Origin of the sequence: Lentzea sp. NPDC058450, assembly GCF_042721395.1 — a bacterium.
Classification (GTDB): Bacteria; Actinomycetota; Actinomycetes; order Mycobacteriales; family Pseudonocardiaceae; genus Lentzea.
In genome coordinates this window covers 172,922-193,481 of record NZ_JBHXLO010000009.1, presented here as the reverse complement: position 1 = coordinate 193,481, position 20,560 = coordinate 172,922, and the positions used below count along the sequence as shown (strand labels likewise).

Annotated in this window: 20 protein-coding genes; 9 read left to right on the top strand and 11 right to left on the bottom strand. The window is 71.0% G+C overall.

Features of this window, described 5'->3' with window-relative positions:
• Positions 1-19 precede the first annotated feature (19 nt).
• Together ACFWNN_RS17180 and bla are read left to right on the top strand one after the other, a co-directional pair.
• The gene (locus ACFWNN_RS17180) at positions 20-2,686 is read left to right on the top strand and encodes an amino acid adenylation domain-containing protein (RefSeq protein WP_382440885.1); all 2,667 of its coding nucleotides are present in this window, start codon (positions 20-22) and stop codon (positions 2,684-2,686) included.
• A gap of 9 nt (positions 2,687-2,695) precedes the next feature.
• The gene (gene bla / locus ACFWNN_RS17175) at positions 2,696-3,595 is read left to right on the top strand and encodes a class A beta-lactamase (RefSeq protein WP_382440884.1); all 900 of its coding nucleotides are present in this window, start codon (positions 2,696-2,698) and stop codon (positions 3,593-3,595) included.
• Here bla and ACFWNN_RS17170 read toward each other — a convergent pair.
• Positions 3,588-3,989 (bottom strand): ATP-binding protein, encoded by a 402-nt coding sequence (locus ACFWNN_RS17170; protein WP_382440883.1) that lies wholly within the window; start codon positions 3,987-3,989, stop codon positions 3,588-3,590. The genes bla and ACFWNN_RS17170 overlap by 8 nt on opposite strands.
• An 82-nt stretch (positions 3,990-4,071) precedes the next feature.
• The gene (locus ACFWNN_RS17165) at positions 4,072-4,467 is read right to left on the bottom strand and encodes an ATP-binding protein (protein WP_382440882.1); all 396 of its coding nucleotides are present in this window, start codon (positions 4,465-4,467) and stop codon (positions 4,072-4,074) included.
• A gap of 126 nt (positions 4,468-4,593) precedes the next feature.
• On the opposite strand from ACFWNN_RS17165, the gene ACFWNN_RS17160 reads away from it, so the two are divergent.
• Both ACFWNN_RS17160 and ACFWNN_RS17155 read left to right on the top strand, forming a co-directional pair.
• On the top strand, positions 4,594-5,766 hold the full coding sequence (locus ACFWNN_RS17160; protein WP_382440881.1) for an MFS transporter: 1,173 nt from the start codon (positions 4,594-4,596) through the stop codon (positions 5,764-5,766).
• Positions 5,767-5,841: 75 nt separating this feature from the next.
• Positions 5,842-6,399, top strand: coding sequence for a copper resistance protein CopC (locus tag ACFWNN_RS17155; protein ID WP_382440880.1), 558 nt, complete (start codon positions 5,842-5,844; stop codon positions 6,397-6,399).
• On the opposite strand, the gene ACFWNN_RS17150 is transcribed toward ACFWNN_RS17155, so the two are convergent.
• Together ACFWNN_RS17150 and ACFWNN_RS17145 are read right to left on the bottom strand one after the other, a co-directional pair.
• Positions 6,340-7,536, bottom strand: coding sequence for an RNA polymerase sigma factor (locus tag ACFWNN_RS17150; protein ID WP_382440879.1), 1,197 nt, complete (start codon positions 7,534-7,536; stop codon positions 6,340-6,342). The genes ACFWNN_RS17155 and ACFWNN_RS17150 overlap by 60 nt on opposite strands.
• Entirely contained in the window at positions 7,536-7,883 is a 348-nt protein-coding gene (locus tag ACFWNN_RS17145) for a YciI family protein (protein ID WP_382440878.1), read from the bottom strand. Before ACFWNN_RS17145 ends, ACFWNN_RS17150 begins: the two co-directional genes overlap by 1 nt.
• A 69-nt stretch (positions 7,884-7,952) precedes the next feature.
• On the opposite strand from ACFWNN_RS17145, the gene ACFWNN_RS17140 reads away from it, so the two are divergent.
• The 3 genes from ACFWNN_RS17140 (at position 7,953) to ACFWNN_RS17130 (ending at position 12,201) form a co-directional block, all read left to right on the top strand.
• On the top strand, positions 7,953-8,459 hold the full coding sequence (locus ACFWNN_RS17140; protein WP_382440877.1) for a hypothetical protein: 507 nt from the start codon (positions 7,953-7,955) through the stop codon (positions 8,457-8,459).
• Positions 8,456-9,559 carry an MAB_1171c family putative transporter gene (locus ACFWNN_RS17135; RefSeq protein ID WP_382440876.1) on the top strand — a complete coding sequence of 368 codons (1,104 nt, stop codon included), beginning with the start codon at positions 8,456-8,458 and terminating at the stop codon, positions 9,557-9,559. The genes ACFWNN_RS17140 and ACFWNN_RS17135 overlap by 4 nt, the downstream gene beginning before the upstream one ends.
• 413 nt (positions 9,560-9,972) lie before the next feature.
• Positions 9,973-12,201, top strand: coding sequence for a PEP/pyruvate-binding domain-containing protein (locus tag ACFWNN_RS17130; RefSeq protein ID WP_382440875.1), 2,229 nt, complete (start codon positions 9,973-9,975; stop codon positions 12,199-12,201).
• 46 nt (positions 12,202-12,247) lie between these two features.
• Here ACFWNN_RS17130 and ACFWNN_RS17125 read toward each other — a convergent pair whose 3' ends face one another.
• From ACFWNN_RS17125 to ACFWNN_RS17115, 3 genes are all read right to left on the bottom strand, one after another.
• Entirely contained in the window at positions 12,248-12,556 is a 309-nt protein-coding gene (locus ACFWNN_RS17125) for an HPF/RaiA family ribosome-associated protein (protein ID WP_382440874.1), read from the bottom strand.
• A 138-nt stretch (positions 12,557-12,694) separates the two neighbouring features.
• Positions 12,695-13,168: a TlpA family protein disulfide reductase gene (locus tag ACFWNN_RS17120; RefSeq protein ID WP_382440873.1), complete on the bottom strand. Its 474-nt coding sequence runs from the start codon at positions 13,166-13,168 to the stop codon at positions 12,695-12,697.
• 8 nt (positions 13,169-13,176) lie between these two features.
• The gene (locus ACFWNN_RS17115; protein WP_382440872.1) at positions 13,177-13,968 is read right to left on the bottom strand and encodes a cytochrome c biogenesis CcdA family protein; all 792 of its coding nucleotides are present in this window, start codon (positions 13,966-13,968) and stop codon (positions 13,177-13,179) included.
• A 23-nt stretch (positions 13,969-13,991) separates the two neighbouring features.
• Here ACFWNN_RS17115 and ACFWNN_RS17110 point away from each other — a divergent pair, with 23 nt between their 5' ends.
• Complete coding sequence (locus tag ACFWNN_RS17110; RefSeq protein ID WP_382440871.1) at positions 13,992-14,639, top strand: DedA family protein; 648 nt, start codon at positions 13,992-13,994, stop codon at positions 14,637-14,639.
• Here ACFWNN_RS17110 and ACFWNN_RS17105 read toward each other — a convergent pair.
• Together ACFWNN_RS17105 and ACFWNN_RS17100 are read right to left on the bottom strand one after the other, a co-directional pair.
• On the bottom strand, positions 14,626-15,744 hold the full coding sequence (locus tag ACFWNN_RS17105) for a LuxR C-terminal-related transcriptional regulator (protein ID WP_382440870.1): 1,119 nt from the start codon (positions 15,742-15,744) through the stop codon (positions 14,626-14,628). The two genes, ACFWNN_RS17110 and ACFWNN_RS17105, sit on opposite strands and share 14 nt — an antisense overlap.
• A complete protein-coding gene (locus ACFWNN_RS17100; protein WP_382440869.1) occupies positions 15,741-17,765 on the bottom strand; it encodes an ATP-binding protein in 2,025 nt (674 codons plus the stop codon). The genes ACFWNN_RS17105 and ACFWNN_RS17100 overlap by 4 nt, the downstream gene beginning before the upstream one ends.
• Before the next feature lie 450 nt (positions 17,766-18,215).
• On the opposite strand from ACFWNN_RS17100, the gene ACFWNN_RS17095 reads away from it, so the two are divergent.
• Entirely contained in the window at positions 18,216-18,728 is a 513-nt protein-coding gene (locus tag ACFWNN_RS17095; protein WP_382440868.1) for a lytic polysaccharide monooxygenase auxiliary activity family 9 protein, read from the top strand.
• 495 nt (positions 18,729-19,223) lie between these two features.
• Here ACFWNN_RS17095 and ACFWNN_RS17090 read toward each other — a convergent pair whose 3' ends face one another.
• Both ACFWNN_RS17090 and pip read right to left on the bottom strand, forming a co-directional pair.
• Positions 19,224-19,631 (bottom strand): DUF1992 domain-containing protein, encoded by a 408-nt coding sequence (locus tag ACFWNN_RS17090; RefSeq protein WP_382440867.1) that lies wholly within the window; start codon positions 19,629-19,631, stop codon positions 19,224-19,226.
• Entirely contained in the window at positions 19,628-20,545 is a 918-nt protein-coding gene (gene pip, locus ACFWNN_RS17085) for a prolyl aminopeptidase (RefSeq protein ID WP_382440866.1), read from the bottom strand. The genes ACFWNN_RS17090 and pip overlap by 4 nt, the downstream gene beginning before the upstream one ends.
• Between the last annotated feature and the right edge of the window lie 15 nt (positions 20,546-20,560).

Sequence of the window (20,560 nt, the reverse complement as noted above, 5' to 3'; positions counted from 1 at the left end):
CTCCGCAGCAGGAGGAACCATGACCGACACCCGGCACCGACTGTGGTTCCTCGACCGGCTCGACCCCGGCAACCCCAGCCACCACGTCACGCTGATCACCACCCCGACGGCCGTCCAGGTGCCCGACGCCCTCCTCGTCCGGTTCGACGACGACGCGCGCCCCGTCCCGGCCACCGAGCCCGTCGTCGTGCGCAAGGCGACCGTCACCGACATCAGGGCGGCGGTGAGGGCCGAGATCACCCAGCCGTTCGACCTGAGCACAGGCCCGCTCGTGCGCGCGCTGGAGCTCAACGGATCGTTGCTGGTGCTGACGATGCACGGCGTCCTCGGTGACATCCGCGTGCTGGAAACGGTGCTGGGCGGCCAGAACCCGGCCGAGCCCCACGGCGACCCGGCCTACTGGCTGGACCAGCTGCGCGACCTCCCGGTGCTGGAGCTGCCCACCGACCGGCCGCGGCCACCGCTGCACAGGCCGGAGGCGGGCGTGATCCCGTGGTCGGCGGACGCCGACTCCGACGCCGTTCTCGCCGCCCTGCAGGTGGTGCTGAGCCGGTACGCGCGTCAGACGGACGTGCCGATCGGCGTGGTCGTCGCCGACGAGCTCGTGGTGCTGCGCGGCGACCTGTCCGGCGACCCGACGTTCGGCGAGCTGTGCGGGCTGACGGCCGAGCAGCTGACCACGGCCGCCGCGCACCTGGTCCGGTTCGACCGGGTCGTGGACCTGCTTCACCCCGAACGCGACCTGTCGCGGCACCCGCTCGTCCAGGTGCTGGTCGACCTGCGGCCGCACCGCGACCTGTACGACCCCGAGGTCGCGTTCACCAGCTTCGACCTGGAGTTCCAGAACGGCCGCGTGCTCTACGACCGGGCGTTGTTCGACCGCCCGACGATCACCCGGCTGCTGACCCACCTGTCGGCGGTGCTCGCGACGCCGTCCGACGAACGCCTCTCCCGCGTCTCGATGATCGACGACGCCGAGGCCGCGCTGCTCGCCGAGTGGAACGACACCACGGAGCACCTGCCGGACGTGAGCATCCCCGAGCTGTTCGCCGAGCAGGTCCTCGCCACCCCGGACGCCACCGCCGTGGAGCACGGCGCCGAGAGCCTCACCTACGCCGAGCTGGGCCGCCGGGCACGCAGGATGGCGAACCTGCTGCGGTCGAAGGGAATCCGGAGCGGCGACCTCGTCGGCGTGTGCCTCCCCCGGGGTGTCGACCTGATCGTCACGATCCTGGGCGTGCTCCAGGCGGGCGCCACCTACGTGCCGATCGACCCCGAGCACCCGCTCGACCGCGTGCGGTTCGTGCTCGACGACGCCGGACTGGCCGCGGTGGTCAGCCGCAACCGCGTGCTGTTCCACCAGCCGCTGGATCCGTCCGAAGTGGATGGACACTCCGACTCGCCGTCACCGCGCACGAACCCGGACGCGCCGGCCTGCATGATCTACACCTCCGGCTCGACCGGGCGACCCAAGGGCGTGCTCGTGCCCAGCCGGTGCGTGGTGAACCTGGTGCGCTGGCAGGAGAAGGCGCTCGACCGCGAGCCGGACAGCCGCACGGCGCAGTTCACCACCGCCACGTTCGACGTGTCGCTGCAGGAGATCTTCTCGGCGTTGCTGTTCGGCGGCACGCTGGTGATCCCGTCCGACGAGGTGCGCCGCGACCCCGCCGCGTTCGCCGCCTGGCTCGACGCCGAACGGATCACCCGGCTGTTCGCGCCGGACTCGGTGCTGCGGGCGCTGCTGGACGAGAACCCGTCGTTCGCCTCGATGCGGCACGTCTCGCAGGCCGGCGAACCGCTGACGCTGGACGGGAAGCTGCGCGACTTCTGCGCTCGACGGCCTTGGCTGCGCGTGCACAACCACTACGGCCCCGCCGAGTCGCACGTCATCACGTCGTACTCGCTGCCCGCCGACGTCACGGCCTGGCCCGCCACCGCCCCGATCGGCAGGCCCGTCGACAACACCAGGATCCACGTGCTCGACGCCGCCCTGCTGCCCGTCGGCGTCGGGGTCCCGGGCCAGCTGTGCGTGGCGGGCGCGGGACTCGCGGCCGGCTACCACCGGCGTCCCGACCTGACCGAACGGAAGTTCGTCACGCACGACGGCGAGCTGCTGTACCTGACGGGCGACCTCGCGTCGTGGACCGACGACGGCCTGTTGCAGTTCCACGGCCGGGTCGACGACCAGGTGAAGATCCGCGGCGTGCGGGTCGAACCGGGCGAGGTCGAGGCCGTCCTGAACGCGCACCCGAAGGTCTCCCGGGCCGTGGTCGTGGTGCGGGACAAGCACCTCGTCGCCTGCTTCACCGGCGAGGCCGACGACCTGCTGGAGCACTGCGCCGCGCACCTTCCCGTCCAGCTCGTGCCGTCGATCTTCCTGCCGGTGCCCGAGTTCCCGTTGCTGGCCAACGGGAAGGTCAACCGCCGCGCGTTGCCCACCCCGGCTCCGCGCTCACCGCACGTGCGGCCGCGCACCAGCGAGGAGTCCGCGCTGTGTCAGGTGTTCGCGGACGTGCTCGGCATCGAGGACGTGGGCGCGACCGACGACTTCTTCGCGCTGGGCGGCCATTCCCTGCTCGCCACCCGCGTGATCACCGGCGTGCACGCGGAGCTCGGCGCCGACCTGCCGTTGCCCGCGTTGTTCCACCACCGCACGCCCCGGCGGCTCGCACGGACCCTGACCTAGTGTGACCGGGTGACCGATCGACGCACCGTCCTGAAAACTTTCGCCCTGCTCCCGCTCGCCGGCTGTGCCGCCACCCCGTCAGCGCAGCCCACCACCACGACGCCGGTGCCGACGACGACGAGCGCCGCACCCGTGCGGCACGAGGCGTTGTTCGAGCTGGAGAAGAAGTTCGACGCACGGCTGGGCGTCTACGCGATGAGCGACAGCGGAAGCACGATCGAACACCGGGCGGACGAACGGTTCGCGTTCTGCTCGACGTTCAAAGGCCTTGCCGCGGCGGCGGTGCTGCACCGCAACCCGATGTCGCATCTGGACGAGGTGGTCACGTACACCGAGGCCGACCTGATGAAGAGCTCGGCCATCACGAAGCAGAACGTCCTCAATGGCATGAAACTGCGTGACCTGTGCGACGCGGCCGTCCGCTACAGCGACGGCACGGCGGGCAACCTGCTGCTGCGCGAGGTCGGCGGACCGGCGGAGCTCACGCGGTACCTGCGCGAGCTCGGCGACACCGAGACCAGGATGGACCGGATCGAGCCGGACATCACCTCGGCCACGCCCGGCGACCCGCGCGACACCGCCACACCTCGGTCGCTCGGCACGGACTACCAGCGGATCGTGCTCGGCGACGCGCTCGAACCGGCGAAGCGCGACTTCCTGAAGGACCTGCTGGAGCGGTCGGTCACCGGCGCGAACCGCGTCCGTGCCGGGGTGCCCCAGGGCAGCAAGGTCGCGAGCAAGACCGGCACCGGCGACCACGGCACGGTCAACGACATCGCCGTCGTGTGGCCGCCGAACCGGAAGCCGGTCCTGATCGCGATCATGTCGAGCAAGGCGTCCGCGGACGCGAAGTACGACGAGGCTCTCGTCGCCGAAGCCGCCGCCTACGTCGTCAAGACCCTCACCTGACGGACGACACGTCCGCCCACACGGTCTTGGAGTCGGGGAACCGGTTGTGCCCCCACACCTGCGCCAATCCGTTGACCAGCAACAACCCCCGCTGCCGCCGCCCGAGGAACCCCATCCGCCCGAGCTGGGGGAAGCGGCCGGGGGTGCCGTCGTCGACCTCGACCCGCACCACCTCCCGTTCGGGCAGGCGGAAGATCCGGGCCGCGCGGTGCGGAGCGGCGTGGTGGTAGGCGTTGCTCACCAGCTCCGTGGCCACGACCATCACGTCGACGATCACGTTCTCGTGCATACCCCTCAGAAGGCGACGCACCTCCGCCCGCACGTCCGCGAGCGGCAGGACACCCTCCGGTAGGACGAGGTCCAGTCGTTCGCTGGACCGTCCTGCAATACCCATCAGCATCTCCCCGCGCCCTGTTGGTTCAAGGCAGGAGGCTTCATACCCCAGAGCGCGCACATCGAAACCCGTCGAAGTGGAATCACGGCGACCTCGGGAGGTCCGCCCAGACCACGGTGCCACCGTGAGCCCTGTCCACGCCCCACCGGTCGGACAGCCGGGCCACCAGGACCAGGCCGTACCCGCGTTGGGGCCGGGACACCTTGCGCAACGGCGGATGGGCTCTGGCGTCGTGTGCGATCTCGACGCGGATCCTCTGCTGCTCCACGACGACGCGTAAGAAAGACGGTTCCGACGTGTACCGGTACGCGTTGCTGACCAGCTCGTTCACCACCAGCAACACGTCCGCGACCGCGTCGGCGTCCTCGCCCATGAGCTCCAGCCGCACCCAGCGCCGTACCGCCGCGAGTGACGGCCGTTGCCTGCCCAGTGGCAGGTGCGCCGCCTCTCCCGTCCGTGCTGCCTGGTCGCGAGCCAAACCGCTCCTCGGTCAGTTGATCAGTTCGGGCGCGGGTTACCCGAGTGCATCGACAGCCAAACCATCCCTTGCGTTCACCAACGTCAACTACCCTCACGGCTCCGCCGCGACGCCAGGGAGAACCGCGTGCCCAGACCTTTGCCACCAGTGCTGATCGCCGTCCTCCTGATGTACCTGGTGCAGCAGCAACTCGCCTCCGTCCTCGGTCCGCTCGCCACGGGGTTCGGCCTCCCGGCGTCCCAGCTGAGCCTGCTGTTCTCGGTCGCCGCCGTGGCGACGGCGGTGGCGAGCCCGTTGTGGGGCCTGCTGCTCGACGCCGCCGGGCCCCGTCCCGTGCTGATCGCCGGACTCGTGCTGTGCGTGGCAGGCCCCGCCGGGTTCGCCGCCACCGTGACGCTCGGGCTCGACGAGACGCTGGGCACTGACCTCGCGTTCGTGCTGATCCTGCTGTTCCGCGGGGTGGTGTTCGGGGTGGGGATCGCGGCCGTGCTCGTCGCCGCGCTCGCCCTGGCGGGCCTGACGACGGCAGGGGTCGGGGACCGCACGCGCGCCATCGGGTTCGTCGGCGCGGCGCAGGGTCTCGGCGTCCTGGTCGGCCCGATCGTCGCCGGGGCACTCGCGGCGGCCTCGATGACGTTGCCGATCTACCTGGCACCGGTCGTCGCCGTGGTGGCGGCGGTCGTGGTGCTCGTGCTGGTGAAGCCGGTGGTCCCGGTGGCGCAGGAGCCCGTGCGGGTCGCGCCGGTGGAGCTGCTGCCCGCGTTCGGTGCCGGGTTGTTCCTCTCCCTGTCGTTCGCGATCGCCGAGGTCGTCGTCGTGTTCCTCGCCGCGGACCGGGAGCGGATCGGGTCCGGGGAGATCGAGGGGGTGCTGCTCGGGGCCGGGCTCGGGCTCGTGCTGGCGCAGGGTCTGCTGGTGCCGCTGCTGAGGTGGACGCCGGACCGGCTGCTGAAGGTCGGCGCGCCGGTCGCGGTGGCCGGGTACGCGCTGCTCGCCGTCGCGCCGTCCGCCGGGGTCATCACGGTGGCGCTGCTGGTCGTCGCGTTGGGCGTCGGTCTCGGGATCACCGGGTTCGCGGCTACGGCCTCGCTCGGAGTGGGGTGGCGGCGGCAGGGGCTGGTCGCCGGGCTGGTGACGTTGACGAGCGGGGTGACGTTCCTCGTCGGGCCGATGCTGACGGGCCTGCTGTTCGAGGTGGCACCCGACGCCCCGGCTCTCGTCGCGGGGGCGTCGGCGCTGGTCGCGACCGGGCTCGCGTTCGTCCCGACCGGGCCGCGTGTCCCACACTCTGCCGTGTGAGGCCCCGGTTCGAGGACCTGTTCCGGCACGAACTGAGGCTGCCGCACTGATCGTTCCTGCCACTACGCTGCGCTCGTGACCCGCTACTTCAGCGCACTCGTGCTGGCCCTGCTCGCCGCGACGGCCCTGGTCGTCCCCGCGCAGGCCCACGCCGAGCTCAAGAGCAGCAACCCGGCGTCCGGCGCGACCCTGCCGGCCCCGCCCGCCCAGGTCGAGCTGGTGTTCAGCGAGTCGATCGAGCTGCCGGACGGCGCCGCGGTCACCGTCACGGGGCCGGACGGCGTCAAGGTGCCGGTCACCAAGACGCAGGCCGTCGACGCCACGATCACGGCGACGCTCGACGTCAAGGCGGCCAAGTCGGGTGCGCACACCGTCGACTGGGCGGCCAAGTCCGAGGACGGTGACACGATCACCGGCAAGTTCTCGTTCACGATGACCGCGCCGGAGCAGACGTCCTCCAGCGCGCCGCCGCCCTCCTCGGCGACCCCGAGCGCCCCGGTGTCGAACGCACCGCCTTCGACGGCGCCCGCCGAGTCCGGTGGCGTGCCGTTGTGGGTGTGGATCCTGGTCGCGCTAGTGGTGATCGTCGGCGCGGTCCTGCTGGTCCGGCGGCGCAAGCCCGAGGACGCGTAGGCGTTCGCTGAGCAGGTCGCGTTCGGCCGGGTGTTCGGCCCGGTCCAGCGCGGCCCTGAGCGCGTCCGCCGGGTCTTCGCCGAGGCGGTGCAGCAGGTCCGCGCGCACGGCGTGGAACAGGTGGTAGCGGTCGAGGTCCAGCGCGTCGACCTCGGCGAGGGCCTGGCGCGGGCCCGCGGTCTCGGCGAGCGCGACGGCCCGGTGCAGGGCGACGACCGGGCTCGGCGCGACGGCCATCAGCTGGTCGTAGAGGGCGACGACCTGGTGCCAGTCGGTCGGCGGGTCGCTGTGCACGGCGTTGATCGCGGCCTGGAGCTGGTACGGGCCCGGCTGGTTGCGGCGCAGGCACTGACGCACGAGGTCCTGGCCCTCCGCGATCAGGTCCGCGTTCCACAGCGCCCGGTCCTGGTCCTCCAGCAGCACGATCCGGCCGTCACGTAGGCGGGCGTCGCGGCGTGAAGCGACGAGCAGCATCAACGCGAGCAGGCCCCACACCTCGGGTTCGTCCGGCATCAGCGCGGCGAGCACGCGGGTGAGCCGGATCGCCTCGTCCGCCAGGTCGTCCTTGTCGAGCCAGCCCTCGTTGAAGATCAGGTAGAGGACGGCCAGCACGGCGTTCAGCCGGTCGGGCAGGTCCGCGTCGCGCGGCACCCGGTACGGCACGCGGGCCGCGCGGATCTTGCCCTTCGCCCGCACGATCCGTTGCGCCATCGTGGGTTCCGGCACGAGGAACGCCCTGGCGATCTCCGCCGTGGTCAGGCCGCCGAGGAGCTTCAGCGTGAGGGCGACCTGGGCCTGCCGTGCGAGCGACGGGTGGCAGCAGGTGAAGATCAGCCGCAACCGGTCGTCGGGCACGTCTGATGCCTCCTCTTCCTCCGGCTCGTGGTGCAGCAGTTCGGCCTGCGCGTGCTTCTCCCGGCCCGTGGACTCGCGGCGCAGGCGGTCGATCGCGCCGTTGCGGGCCGTCGTGATGATCCAGCCCGCCGGCGCCGGTGGGACGCCGTCGACCGGCCAGCGCTGGACGGCCTTGGCGAACGCGTCCTGCACGGCCTCCTCGGCGAGGTCGAGGTCGCCGAGGAAGCGGGTCAGGACGGACACCGCGCGGCCGTACTCGGCCCGGAAGATCTGCTCGATCATCAGGTCGCGATCGGCCTGACCTCGATCGACAGCGGGCTGAGCACCTCGGCCAGCCGCCGTCCCCAGTCGAGCGCCTCGTCGAGGTCCTCGGCCTGGATCACGGTGAACCCGCCGATGTGCTCCTTGCCCTCGGTGAACGGTCCGTCGGTCATCAGCACGTCGTCGTCCTTCGCCCTGAGCACGGTCGCGGTCGACGGCGGGTGCAGGCCGACGGCGAACACCCAGGCGCCCTTGGCCTGCATCTCCTCGTTGAGCGCGGCGAGGTTCTCCATGATCGGGTCGAGCACCTCGGGCGGCGGCACCTCGCCGTCGGGCTGGTAGATGCTGAGCAGGTACTTCTGCGTCATCGTTTGTCTCCTCTCCCCCGTTGAACGAACGCGGAAGGCCCGTTTCGACAGCCGTGTACGTTCTGTTTCGTGACCGGACGGCTGGCTGAGATCGTGGCACTTCTGGACGTGCCCGACCCGTTCAGCGTCGAGGAGCTCGTCCGCCGGATCGCCGCGACGAGGCAACGGCCGATCGTGCTGCAGGCCGCCGCCATGCCCCCGGAAGGCCCGAGCGGGCTGTGGATCGCGACGGGCACGACCGACCACATCTGGTACGCGGAGGGCACGAGCCCGATGCACCAGGAGCACATCGTCCTGCACGAGCTCGGCCACCTGCTGTGCGACCACGAGACCCCGCAGCCCGATCCCGGCCTGGCGTTGCGGCTGCTGATGCCGTCGCTCGACCCGGCGATGGTGCGGTCGGTGCTCGGCAGGACGGCCTACAGCGATCCGGAGGAACGACAGGCGGAGACGTTCGCGATGCTCGTGCTCGAACGCGCCGGCAAGCTGCCGTCCCGCGTGCGCCCCCTCTCCCCCGAGCTCGCCGAGCTCCTCGACCGCGTCGAGGCCGCGCTCGCGCCGGGAGCCGGCGGATGAACTGGAGCGCCCAGCAGTACGTGATCCTGGTCGTCGTCGCGGGCTGCACGGCGCTCGTGCTGCGGCTGTTCCAGCTGCACCGCGGCGACGCCAACCCCGCCATGAGGTGGATCACCGCGTCGCTCGGCATCCTCACGTTCTCGCTGGTGCTGCAGTTCAAGGTGGTCCACACCGCCGTCGACGCCGTCACCGTGCTCAACATGGCGGGCACCCTGTCGAACTGCGCGACGCTGCTGGCCGCGGCCTGCGCGCAACGCGGGTTCCTGCACGTGGTGCGGCCCGGTGCCCGCGCGAACACCCTGCTGCGGTGGACGTTCGGCGTGATCGTGCTGGTCGTGGTGCTGTTCCTGCTCGTGCCGTCGAACTACGAGGAGGTGCTGGCCAACGCGGGTGAGCCGATCCAGGTGCCGGTGACCTCCGCCGCGGGCTACCTCTACCTGGTTTCCCTGACGGTGCTGTGCGTCGGGCTGATCCGCACGTCGTGGGCGTACGTGCTGGTCGCCGAGCGGTTCTCGCTGCGCTATGGGCTCGTCGCGATCTCTGTGGCGGCGGTGATCGCGATCGCCTACACGGTCGTGCGGCTCGCGGCGATGGTCACCTACCAGCTGGGCGTTGTGGTCCCGGCGATCCGCGGCAACCTGATCGGCGACCTCTACCTCACCGCTGCGGGCCTGGTGTTCCTCGGCATCGCGCTGCCGCTGGTCGGAGGCCGCCTCGGGCTCGACCACCTCGCCCACTGGTGGCGCGTCGACCGCTCGTACCGCCGCCTCGACCCGTTGTGGCGGGCGCTGCACGACGAGTTCCCCGGCCTGGCCCTGGACGCGCCGACACGCCACGCGGGCTTCCGGCACCCCGAGCACGCCCTGTACCGGCGGATCATCGAGATCTGGGACGGCCGGCTGCGGCTGCGTCCGCACCTCGACCCGGCGGCGGTGCCCGGTGGCAGCGCGGCGGAGGCGGCGTTGATCGCGGACGGGCTGCGGCGCCGGCGCGAGGGCGTGCCGGTGACGGACGGGAGGGCGGCGGCGGACAACCGGCCGGACGACCCGGACGCGGAGTTGGGGTGGCTGATCGAGGTATCACGGGCGTTGCCGCGCTGACCGCGTGGACGGACCGCTCACGCTGGGCTTCACCGCTGGACTGCTCACGCGAGGACTCGCCAGCGGACCACTCACACGCACGCCCCTGTCACCCGGCCACCGCTCCCGGCATCGCTGGACCACTCACGCCCGCACCCCAGCCGCCGGTACGAGACGGCTTCCCCGCACCCAGTCACCAACGGACCGCTCACCCCGGCACCCGGCCACCACCGCCAGGCGGCTCTCCCCAACCCCGCGACCAGCCGCCACTCCCACCGCCAAGGGACCACTCACCCTCGCGGCCAGGCGACTCCTCCACACCCCCGCACCCAGCCGCCAGCACGGCCCACTCGCCCCCACACACCGGCCACCGCCCCGGACCGCTTTGCGCGTTGCCACCCCATCGCGGCGCCGCGTCGGCGACCATGGCGATCATGTCCTCGTTGCTCCTCCCCCTCGATGACCCGAAGGCGGTGCTAGCCGCGGTGGGCGGCAAGGGCGCGTCCCTCGCGCGGCTGGTCCAGGCGGGCCTACCGGTGCCGCCGGGGTTCCACCTCACCACCCGCGCCTACCGCGAGCGGTCGATGGAGGGCGTGCTGGAAGCGTTCCGGGAACTGGGCGGCCCGGTCGCGGTGCGGTCGTCGGCCACCGCCGAGGACCTGCCCGGCCTGTCGTTCGCCGGGCAGCACGACACCGTCCTGAACGTCAAAGAGGACGGGCTGTTCGACGCGATCCTGCGCTGCTGGGACTCGCTGAGGTCCGACCGCGCCGTCGCCTACCGCGCGCGCAACGGCGTGACGTCGGCCGAGATGGCTGTCGTCGTGCAGCGGATGGTGCCCGCGGAGGTGTCCGGGGTGCTGTTCACGGCGGACCCGGTGACCGGACGGCCCGAGCCGGTGATCAACGCGGCGCGCGGGCTCGGGGAGGCGCTCGTCAGCGGGGAGGCCGACGCCGCAGACCTGCTGTCCGACGAGCAGAAGGCGTCGCTCGTGAAGCTGGGCGAACGGATCGAGGCGTTGTACGGCACGCCGATGGACGTCGAGTGGGCGTGGGCCGGCGGCGGGTTCCAGATCCTGCAGGCGCGGCCGATCACGTCGTTGCGGGTCGAGTGGAACGACAGCCTCGACGGCGACTACCTGTGGTCCAGCGGCAACGTCGGCGAGGCCGTGCCCGAGGTGATGACGCCGGTGACGTGGTCGGTGATCAGGGTGTTGTCGAGCGCGGCGATCGGCCCGCACCGGATCTCCGGCAACATCGGCGGCCGCTTCTACCTCAACCTCAGCACCTACTCCGCGCTCGGCACCGCCGTCGGGCGGGCGGACGAGATGCTGCGCGCCGGGGAAGAAACGTTCGGGCGCATCCCCGCCGGCGTGACCGTGCCGCCGTTGCCGATGTCCCGTGCGGCGATCCTCGGCGCGGTGCTGCGGGGCGCTCGTGAACCTCTCAAACAGCAGTTCCGGTACCGGACGCGGATGGCGAGGCTGGTCCGCGCGAACCCCGCGCGGTGTGCGGCGGCGCGGCGGGCGATCGGGGCTTGCGCTACGACGGCCGCGTTGCTGGACGTGTGGCGGCGCGACCTCGACGACCTGCTGCGGGTGGTGTGCCCGGTGCTCGACGCCGGGGCGCGCATGATCGCGGGCGGGCCGGCGTCGTTCCGGCGCTCGCTGGTGGCGCTGGTGGGCGAGGAGGACGCGGCGACGCTGCTGACCGGCTTCCACGACGACGAGGGTCTGGCGAGCCTCGGACCGCTGATCGGCCTCTCCCGGCTCAAGTCGGGCGCCCTCGACCGCGACACCTTCGCCGAGACCTGGGGCCACCGGTGCACGAACGAGTTCGAACTCTCCGCCCCGCGCCCCGCCGAGGACCCGTCCTGGATCTCCCGGCAGCTCGAGTCCCTGACCGGCCCCGACGCCCTGCTGACCCGCCAGGCCTCGGCGAGGTCGGCCGCGTGGGACCGCCTCAAAGCCGCCCACCCCGGCGAAGCGGCGCGCGTCCGCAAGCGCCTCGACCGCATCGGCGAGGGCGCGCGTGCCCGGGAACAGGCCCGATCCGAGATGGTGCGGGCGTTCTGGGTGCTGCGGGAGTTCGTGCTGCGCGCGGGCGAGCTCACGTCGTCCGGCGACGACCTCTTCTTCCTGCCGATCGACGACGTGCTGCGCGTGCTGGCCGGCGAGACCTCACTGCTGGACCGCGTCCCCGCCCAGCGCCAGGCCTACGAGCGCTACCGGGCCCTGCCCCCGTACCCGGCGCTGATCCGCGGCCGCTTCGACCCGGAGTCGTGGGCGGCGAACCCGGACCGCCGCGCCGACCTCCACGACGCGACCGCCGACGTCCCGATGCCGTCCGACGTCACGGGTTTCCCGGGCTCGGCGGGCGTGGTCGAGGGGGTCGCACGGGTGCTGACCCGCGTCGAGGACGGCGAGGCGTTGCGGCAGGGCGAGATCCTCGTGACCACGGTGACGAACATCGGCTGGACCCCGCTCTTCCCCCGTGCCGCCGCGGTGGTGACGGACGTGGGCGCGCCCCTGTCGCACGCGGCGATCGTCGCACGGGAGCTGGGCATCCCTGCGGTCGTGGGCTGTGGGAACGCCACGACCCGGATCGCCACCGGAGACGTCGTGAGGGTGGACGGCACGCGCGGGACGGTGCGGAAGGTGCGCTGAACCCACCACCCGTCCGCTGCCGAGTGGTGGGTTCAGCGCACCGAGGTCAGTTGTGCACGGCCACGCCGCGCATGGAGACCAGCTGCCGCCGCATGCGTTCCCGCACCAGGTCGATCACCTCGGTCACCGTGTCGCCCTCCGCGTACGCCTGCACCTCGACCCACTTCAGGTCGAGCCGCGCGTGTGCGTGGATCACGGACTTGTCCGAGGTCAGGTTGACCCACGCGAAGTCGACGCGGTCCGGCGCGTACCGGTCCAGCGAACCGATCCGCGCGGACGCGTAGTCCCTGGCCTGCTCGGGAATGGCCTCCGCGAGCGAGACCTGGATGTAGTCCATCGACACCTGCCTCCTCATGGCCGCGCGGCACCGCCCCGCGGCAGTTCGACGATACGAATCCGATCGCAACGCCGAACCAGGCGTTGGTCCCGACAGAACAGGGTCTTTCTGTCTGAAGTGATAGTGGGACCAGGTGACCTAGGGATGTGACTGGGATCAAGTCTTTGGCACCAAAGAGGAAACTCGCTCGTCGAGCTGCTCCTCCGTGGGCGAGCCGATCAGCAGTTCGACGGAGCCGTCCGCGCCCACGAACGCGAACGTCGGCTGCGCGGTGACGCCGAACCGCTTCCACACCGAGCCGTCGAGGTCGGCGAGGTGCGGGAAGCTGCTCATCCCGTGGTCCGCCACGAACTTCTTCATCGCGTCGAGCTGGTCCTCGGCCGCGACGCCGACGAACTGGACCTTCTCGTGCCGCTTGGCGAGTGCCTCCACCGTCTCGGCCTCGGCGTTGCACGACGGGCACCACGGCGTCCAGAACCACAGCACGGCGGGCTGGCCGGCGAGCTTGTCGCCGCGGAACTCGGCCCCGTCCAACGTCTTCGCGGTGAACTGGAACTTCTCCGGCGTCGGCGCCTGCTCCGCGCAGCCGGCGAGCAGCAGGATCCCCAATAGCAGTCCGAGGATGCGCATTCGGCCCCTCACCTCCCGTCAGGACGTACGGCCTTGCGCCTCCTCCGGTTCAGCCACCACGCACCGATGACGACCAACGCCACCACGAACGGCCACGGCCCCAGCGCCGTGACGAACCGCACGAGCGCCCCCTGCAGCCGTCCCGCGCCCAGCACGACGGGGTCGATGGCGCTGCCACCGGCCAGGAACAACCGCAGCTCGTAGACGCCGTAGTAGGTCACGTACGCGCCAACGACGAGCAGCACCACACCGCCGATGCGACCGACGTGTGGCAGCAGGCGACGAACGTGCGGCGCGAGTGCGGAACCCGCCACGGCCAGCACGGTCACGACGAGCCCCATACCCAGCGCATAGGCCAGGAACGCGAACACGCCCGTCTGCAGCGATGCACCCACCACGGCGATGAACGGGCCGATCGCGCACGAGAGAGAGGCGATGGCGAACGCGATGCCGTAGCCGTACATGGACCACAGGCCGCGCGGCGCGGCGGACAGCTTCGGCAGCCGGACGTAGAGGTCCTTGCCCAGCAGCAGGAGCACGCCCACGACGAGCATCACCAGCCCGATCACGACCGTCACGAACGGCAGGTAGCGCTTCAGCGTCGCGGCCACCGGGCTGACCAGAATTCCGAATGCGCCGAAGAAAGTGACGAATCCGGCTGTCATCACCAAACCGGACATAAAGGCGCGCGCCGGGGAGTCGCGGGCCACCAGCGCCAAATAGGCGGGCAGCATCGCGAAACCGCACGGGTTGACCGTGGCCACCATTCCCGCGAGAACCGCTAGTGCGAGCTCGTTCACCCGGCAGAGGCTAGAGTCGAACCGTGCCGATCGAACAGTGGCTCGAAGCCATTCCACCTCTGCTCGTGTACGCCATCGTCGGCCTGGTGATCGGCTTCGAGTCGCTCGGCATCCCGTTGCCCGGCGAGATCGTGCTGGTCACGGCCTCGCTGCTGGCGTCGCAGCACGACGAGCTGAGCCCGTTGTGGATCGGCGTGTGGGCGAGCGCGGGCGCCATCATCGGCGACAACTTCGGGTACCTCATCGGGCGGCGCGGCGGGCCGCGGCTCTTTGCCTGGATGGGCCGGAAATTCCCGAAGCACTTCGGCGAAACGCAGCTCGACCACGCCCGGAAGGTGTTCCAGAAACGCGGCGCGTGGGCTGTGTTCTTCGGCCGGTTCGTGGCTCTGCTGCGCATTCTCGCCGGGCCGCTGGCCGGGTCGATGCACATGCCGTACGGCCGGTTCCTCGTCGCGAACGCGCTGGGTGGCGTCGTGTGGGCGGGCGGCACGGCGGCGGCCGTCTACTACCTCGGGGTCGTCGCGGAGAAATGGCTGAAGGGCTTTTCCTACGCCGGTCTCGCGATCGCGGTGGTGTTCGGCGTCGCCGGTGTCTTCATCGTGAAAAAGCGCCTCGCCAAAGCCGCCGAAAAGGCCGAGCAAGAAGCTGCGGAAGAGGTCACGACCGCGTAGTCCAGGCGGCGATCTGGGCGCGCGACCGCACGCCCAGCACCGTCTTGAGGTCGCGGACGTCCGCCTCCACGGTCCGCAGCGACACGTGCAGGTCGTCCGCGATCTGCTTGTTGGTCAGGCCTTCCGCGACCATCGCCGCGACGCGCAGCAGCCGTTCGTCGCGCCACGACAGCGCGGTCTCCTCGGGTTCGGCCTGCGGGCGCGGCGCCGCGACGGACACGCCCGGCAACGCGAACTGCCGCACCGACTCCAGCATCGTGAGGTCGGGTTCGAGCAACGACCGCGTCTGCAGGTTCGCCGCGAGGTCGGCCTCGATCGTGCCCGGCATCAGCGCGAACTGGTGCAGCGCCACCTTCTCCTCGCCGGTCAGCAGCTGGTAGGCGCGGTCGAACGCCGCGTGCAGCGACCGGTGGTGTGCCGGGGCGTCGCGCGGGGCGTGCGTGAGGACGGCGAACCTGTCGTCCATCCGGCCCGCGATCTCCTCCAGCGTCAGCACGCGCACCAGCCGTGCCGCGAGCTCGAGCGCCAGCGGCAGCCGGTCGAGCCGCTCGCACACGAAGTCGAGCAGCGCGGACTTCTCGTCGAACTCGCTGTCGAGCGCCGTCGCCCGGTCTCCGAACAACCGCTTGGACTCGTGCCGGCTCAACGGTTTCAGCCGGTACTGCTGCTCCCCCGGCACGGCCAGCGGCGAATGGCTCGTGGCCAGCACGCGCAACGACGGATGCCGTGCGATCAGAGCGGCGCAGTCGTCTGCGACGCCCTCACACCCGTCCAGCACCAGCAACGCGGGTTCGGCGTCGAGCAGGTCCGGCACCCGGCCGGCGTCCGAGAGCTCGACGAACAGCACGTTCTGCCGGTGCGCGACCACCTCGTGCACGAGCCGGGACTTGCCGACGCCCGGCGGTCCCGTCACGGTAACGATCCTGTTGCGCGCCAGCAGTTTCGTGAGATCGGCCAGCTCCGCTGCGCGGCCGACGAACGAGTCGAGCCGCTGGGACGTGGGCACGACGTCGCGGGCGCGACGCCGATAGGCGCGCTGCCGGCACGCGCCGGAGCAGTACTTGCCGGGAGCGGTCAGCGCCGTTCCGCAGTCCTCGCAGGTCACCGCGCCCTCGCCGTCCGCGCCGCGAGCTGGGTGCGGGACGTGAGCCCCAGCCGCGACAGCATCTGGGTCACGTGCGACCGCACGGTCCCCGCCGAGATCCCGAGCCGCGCCGCGATCTCCGTGTTGGTCAGCCCGTCCGCCACCAGGTCCGCGATCTCCCGTTGCCGCGCGGTCAGCGGTTCGTCCTGCCGTCCCGCGCTGACGAACGCCATCAGCCCGGCGTGATCGAGCCGCTCCCCCAGTTGCCGGGCGTGCGTGGCCCGGCGCGGACCGGCCGACGTCACCGCGAGTTCGCGCGCGTCCGCCACCATCCGGTTCCACGGTTCTTCCTGCCGTGAACCACGTTTTCTGCGCGCGACGTCGGCGGCGGTGAGCAGCACGACCGCACGGTCGGCATCACCGCGATGAGCCGCCACGACGCCGAATCCTTCCAGCACACCGGCTTCGGAGACGGCCCCGGGAGCTCCCACGCGCAACGCGATCGCGAAGTGGTGCTCGGCCTGGTCGACGTCGCCGGACGCCAGCGCGATCACCCCCGCGGTGTGCCGCGAGGCCATCAGGTGGAAGGTGTCCAGGACACCGAACGACAGCGATTCCAGCGTCGCCGCGAGCGCGCCCGGCAGGTCGTTCAGGCGCATCAGCAGCCACGCGTGGTTGTTGAGGAACGTCATCAACAAAGCAGGATTGTTCATCGCGCGTGCGGCCGCCACCGATCGTTCGTTGGCCACGCGCGCACCGGCGAGGTCGGCGTTCAACCCCCGTGCGTAGCCCAGCGCGTTCCACGCACGGGCGTCCCACGACGGTTCGCTCGTTGCCGGGTGCGCGACCAACGCCTCGGCGAACCGCAACGCGGTCACCTCGTTGCCCGTGCGGCCTGCGAGCCAGGCAGCACGGAAGAGCAGCAACTCGGCGTGCGACGTCAACGGCCCGTGCGTCAACGTGGAGCACGCCAAGTGCATCGCCTCGCTGTACGAACCCTGCACGTACCAGACGTGCGCAACGCCGGCGACGAGCCACGTGTGCCGCGGATCGGTGTGCGGGAGGCGTCCGATCACGTGCAGCAGCTGGTGTTCCTGGCTGAGCAGCCAGGCGTTCATCTCGCTCGTGACGACGGGCGCGGCCGAGACGGCCTGGATCGTCTCGGTGAGGTGCGTGACGAGCCGTTCGAACGCCCGCTCCGCCTCGCCGTGCTCCTCCAGCCGTGCCAGGCCGAACAGCCGGATCGACTCCAGCATCCGGAACCGCGCGCTCGACGACGACGGCGACCGCACGACCAATGACTTGGCGCGCAACGATCCCATCACCGCGACGACGTCCGCGGGCACACCGCACACCGCGGCGGCCAGGCCGAGGTCGAAGTCGCCGATCAACGCCGACAGCCCGCGCAACGCCGACCGCTCGTCCGGGGTCAGCAGTTCGTAGCTCCACCGGATCACCGCGTCGAGCGTGCGGTGCCGCGCGGGCACGTCGGTGCGAGCCGCCGCGAGCTCGATCGCCAACGGCAGATGGTCGCGCACGGAGTCAGCGAGCTCCGGCGCGCCGCCGCACTCGACGAACAACTGCCGGGCGTCCGCAGGCGGCAGCGGGCCGAGCTCGACGCACATCTCGCCCGCGAGGTCGAGGGGCTCACGGCTCGTCACGAGCACACGCAGCCGTGGGCACTCGGCCAGCACCTCGGCCACAGCGGCGGCGGCCTCGTCGATGAGGTGCTCGCAGTTGTCCAGCACCAACACGCGATGGTCGGCCAACGCGCGCACGACCGCCTCGTGCAACGACGAGCCCGGCTCCTCCCACACGTTCAACGCGAACGCGATCACGTGCCACAGCAGGTCCGGCCGGTGCACGGGCTCCAGCTCGACCACGGCGTCACCGAGCCGCAGCTCGGCCGCCAGCCGCGACTTGCCCGCGCCCCCAGGCCCGGTGAGCGTCACCAGCCGGTGCTTGCGCAACAGCCGGCGCACGGTCGTCAACTCCCGGTCCCGCCCCACCAGGCGGGTCCGCGAGTGCGCCGACGACCACATGCGCGCGATTCTAGAAGCGAATGCAAAAAGAAGAAATGTCGCTCAACAATTGCAGTACCACTCCCGAAACCGGCGTGAACTGCACGGATACCGGTCCGCGCCGGGAGGGAACCGGTCACCGGCTGAGACGCCGACTTCCTCACCCTCCGTCGACCCGCCTCCAGATTCCGGTCCGCATCCCGGTCCGGGGCTCCGCGACCGGGAACCCGCACAAGCCCACGAGCACACGCGCGAAGCACCCCGATCGAACGCGAACTCCCACAACACCCAACGACTTCGCGCACCCGTGACCGATATTTCGCAGTTGTACAAAGCTGAGCGTTATTCGCTTCCCTGACCGGTCCAACAGACACACCTTGTGGCGCCACGATTACGCGCGGTATGGTCTAGACCTTCAATCGCCGCCGCGATGTAACGGGAGTACGCACACATCAAGGCAAAGGAAGTCACATGAAGATTGGACGCAGGGTTACGGCCGCCATGGCCGGCGTTCTCGCTGCACCGTTGATCGTCGTGGCACTCCCCAGCGGCACGGCGTTCGCGCACGGCTACGTGAACTCCCCGCCCAGCCGCCAGGCCCAGTGCGCCGCGGGCACCGTCGCCTGCGGCAACATCAAGTACGAACCGCAGTCGGTCGAGGGCCCGAAGGGCCTGCAGAGCTGCCACGCCAACCTGTCGCAGTTCGCCGACCTGAGCGACGAGAGCAAGAAGTGGAACGTCGCCAAGACCGGGACCAAGGTGAAGTTCAACTGGACGTTCACCGCCCGTCACAAGACGCGTGACTACGACTACTACGTCGACGGCCGCAAGGTCGCGACCATCGACGGCAAGAACCAGATGCCGGGCTCCGTCGTCAGCCACGAGGTCACCGTCGGCGCCGGCCGCCACAAGGTCCTGGCGGTGTGGAACATCGCCGACACCGCGATGGCGTTCTACTCCTGCATCGACGTCCAGGCGAGCTGATCACTCCCGCGTGAGGCCCCCTTCCTCTCACGCGACCCTCGCAGGACCCCGGCCGCCGGGGTGAACACTCCGGCGGCCTCTGTCCTGCTGCCCGACACCGAGGAAGGGGGCACCCCTGTCATGCCCTCTTCTCCGGTCGGCCTGCGACGCGGGCTCGTTCCCGACTTGCGACACCGAACTGCTCGGTGACCGCGGGCCGCCCTTGTGGCCACCGACGTCCACGAGGGCCGGCTCACCGCACGCAGGAGGCAGGGCGTGCACGACTCGGGCGGCCGAGAGCTCACCGCGCCGTGGTCTTGAAGGCAGGGCGGGCACGCGACCACGACCTGCACCCGGTGAGGCTGCGCAAGGCTTGGCAGGCAGGCACATCCGACAGCCGACGTGTGCTGCTCGTCCACCAGGGCCTCAGGCGACGAAGGCTTCGCCACCGCACGCCACGTACAGCGCGGCCGGCATCCCTCGCCGCACCGCCAAGAAGGCCCACCGCAAGGCCGATCAAGCCCCGCCCGCGGCCTCCTTCCTCTCCCGCAGCACCTCGTCGACGTCGAACGGCATCAGCGTCAAAGGCGGACCAGACAACGGTTTCCGCAGCGCGTCCAGAATCCGGGCGTTCATCTCACCGAGGATCGCGCGCGCCTCGTCCTCGGTCCGAGCGGCAAGCGCACGAGCCCGTGCGGTCTCAGCCTCCTTGCGCAGCACTAGAGAAGGGGGCAATCCCGCGGCACCCTCCTCCTCGCGCACCTTCCTCTTGATCCACCAGTCCTCTTCGAGCGCGCGGCCGGCGTCCGGGAGCGGTTTGCCGGCGCTGGGGAGGCCGTCGAACTCTCCTCGCTCCTGGGCCTCGCGGATCTGCCTGTCGATCCACGACTCGAAGTCCATGCCGGGCGGCTTTCGCTGGGTCACGGGGAGAACCTCCTCACTGCGGCGTCGATCGCCTCGCGGAACGCGGGACTGCCCTTGTGGCCGCTGTCGTCGACGAGGGTCAGTTCGGCGTCCGGCCAGGCCTGGGCCAGCGCGTAGGCCGTGTCGGCCGGGCAGCTCAGGTCGCGCCTGCCGTGGATGATCGCGCCGGGGATGCCCGCCAGCTTTCCGGCGCCACCGAGCAGGTCCTCCACGAAGCCGCCGTGCGCGTAGTAGTGCGCGATGATCCGGACGAGCGCGATCACGTCGTCGGACGGGCGGCCGGAGAACACGTCGGCCTGGCCGAAGTTCTCCAGCGACAGCACCGTGTCCTCCCAGCGGCACCACTCGGCCGCCGCCTGCTCGCGCACCGAACGGTCGGGGCTCTCCATCAGGTCCGCGTAGGCACGCACCACGTCGGGGGCGTCGCCGGCGTGCGCGCTGAACCTGGCCCACGCCTCCGGGAAGAAGCGCGACACACCGGAGTACAGCCAGTCGATCTCGCGCCGGGACGACAGGGTCAGGGCGATCAGGATCAGCTCCGAGACGCGCTCAGGATGCCGTTGCGCGTAGGCGACGGACAGCGTCGTGCCCCAGGAACCCCCGTACAGCAACCACTTCTCGATGCCGAGGTGCTCCCGCAGATTCTCCATGTCCGCGATCAGCGACTCGGTCGTGTTGGCGCTCATGGGCACGGCCGGGTCGCTCGCGTGCGGGGTGCTCTGGCCGCAGCCGCGCTGGTGGAAGATCACGATGCGGAACTTCGCCGGGTCCAGCGACTTGCGGGCGCCCTTCGAGGGGCTGCCCGGGCCGCCGTGCACGAACACGGCAGGCTTGCCGCCGGGGTTGCCGACGGTCTCCCAGTAGACGAGGTCGCCGTCGCCGACGTCGAGCATGCCGTGGTCGTAGGGCTCCATGAAACCGAGCGTACC

Bases quoted from the DNA above. Each gene is read 5' to 3' on its own strand.
- ACFWNN_RS17100 (WP_382440869.1), bottom strand. From the start codon at position 17,765: ATGTGGTCGTCGGCGCACTCGCGGACCCGCCTGGTGGGGCGGGACCGG.
- ACFWNN_RS17095 (WP_382440868.1), top strand. From the start codon at position 18,216: ATGAAGATTGGACGCAGGGTTACGGCCGCCATGGCCGGCGTTCTCGCT.
- ACFWNN_RS17135 (WP_382440876.1), top strand. From the start codon at position 8,456: ATGAACTGGAGCGCCCAGCAGTACGTGATCCTGGTCGTCGTCGCGGGC.
- ACFWNN_RS17120 (WP_382440873.1), bottom strand. From the start codon at position 13,168: ATGCGCATCCTCGGACTGCTATTGGGGATCCTGCTGCTCGCCGGCTGC.
- ACFWNN_RS17130 (WP_382440875.1), top strand. From the start codon at position 9,973: ATGTCCTCGTTGCTCCTCCCCCTCGATGACCCGAAGGCGGTGCTAGCC.
- pip (WP_382440866.1), bottom strand. From the start codon at position 20,545: ATGGAGCCCTACGACCACGGCATGCTCGACGTCGGCGACGGCGACCTC.
- ACFWNN_RS17180 (WP_382440885.1), top strand. From the start codon at position 20: ATGACCGACACCCGGCACCGACTGTGGTTCCTCGACCGGCTCGACCCC.
- ACFWNN_RS17170 (WP_382440883.1), bottom strand. From the start codon at position 3,989: ATGGGTATTGCAGGACGGTCCAGCGAACGACTGGACCTCGTCCTACCG.
- ACFWNN_RS17125 (WP_382440874.1), bottom strand. From the start codon at position 12,556: ATGAGGAGGCAGGTGTCGATGGACTACATCCAGGTCTCGCTCGCGGAG.
- ACFWNN_RS17145 (WP_382440878.1), bottom strand. From the start codon at position 7,883: ATGACGCAGAAGTACCTGCTCAGCATCTACCAGCCCGACGGCGAGGTG.
- ACFWNN_RS17150 (WP_382440879.1), bottom strand. From the start codon at position 7,536: ATGATCGAGCAGATCTTCCGGGCCGAGTACGGCCGCGCGGTGTCCGTC.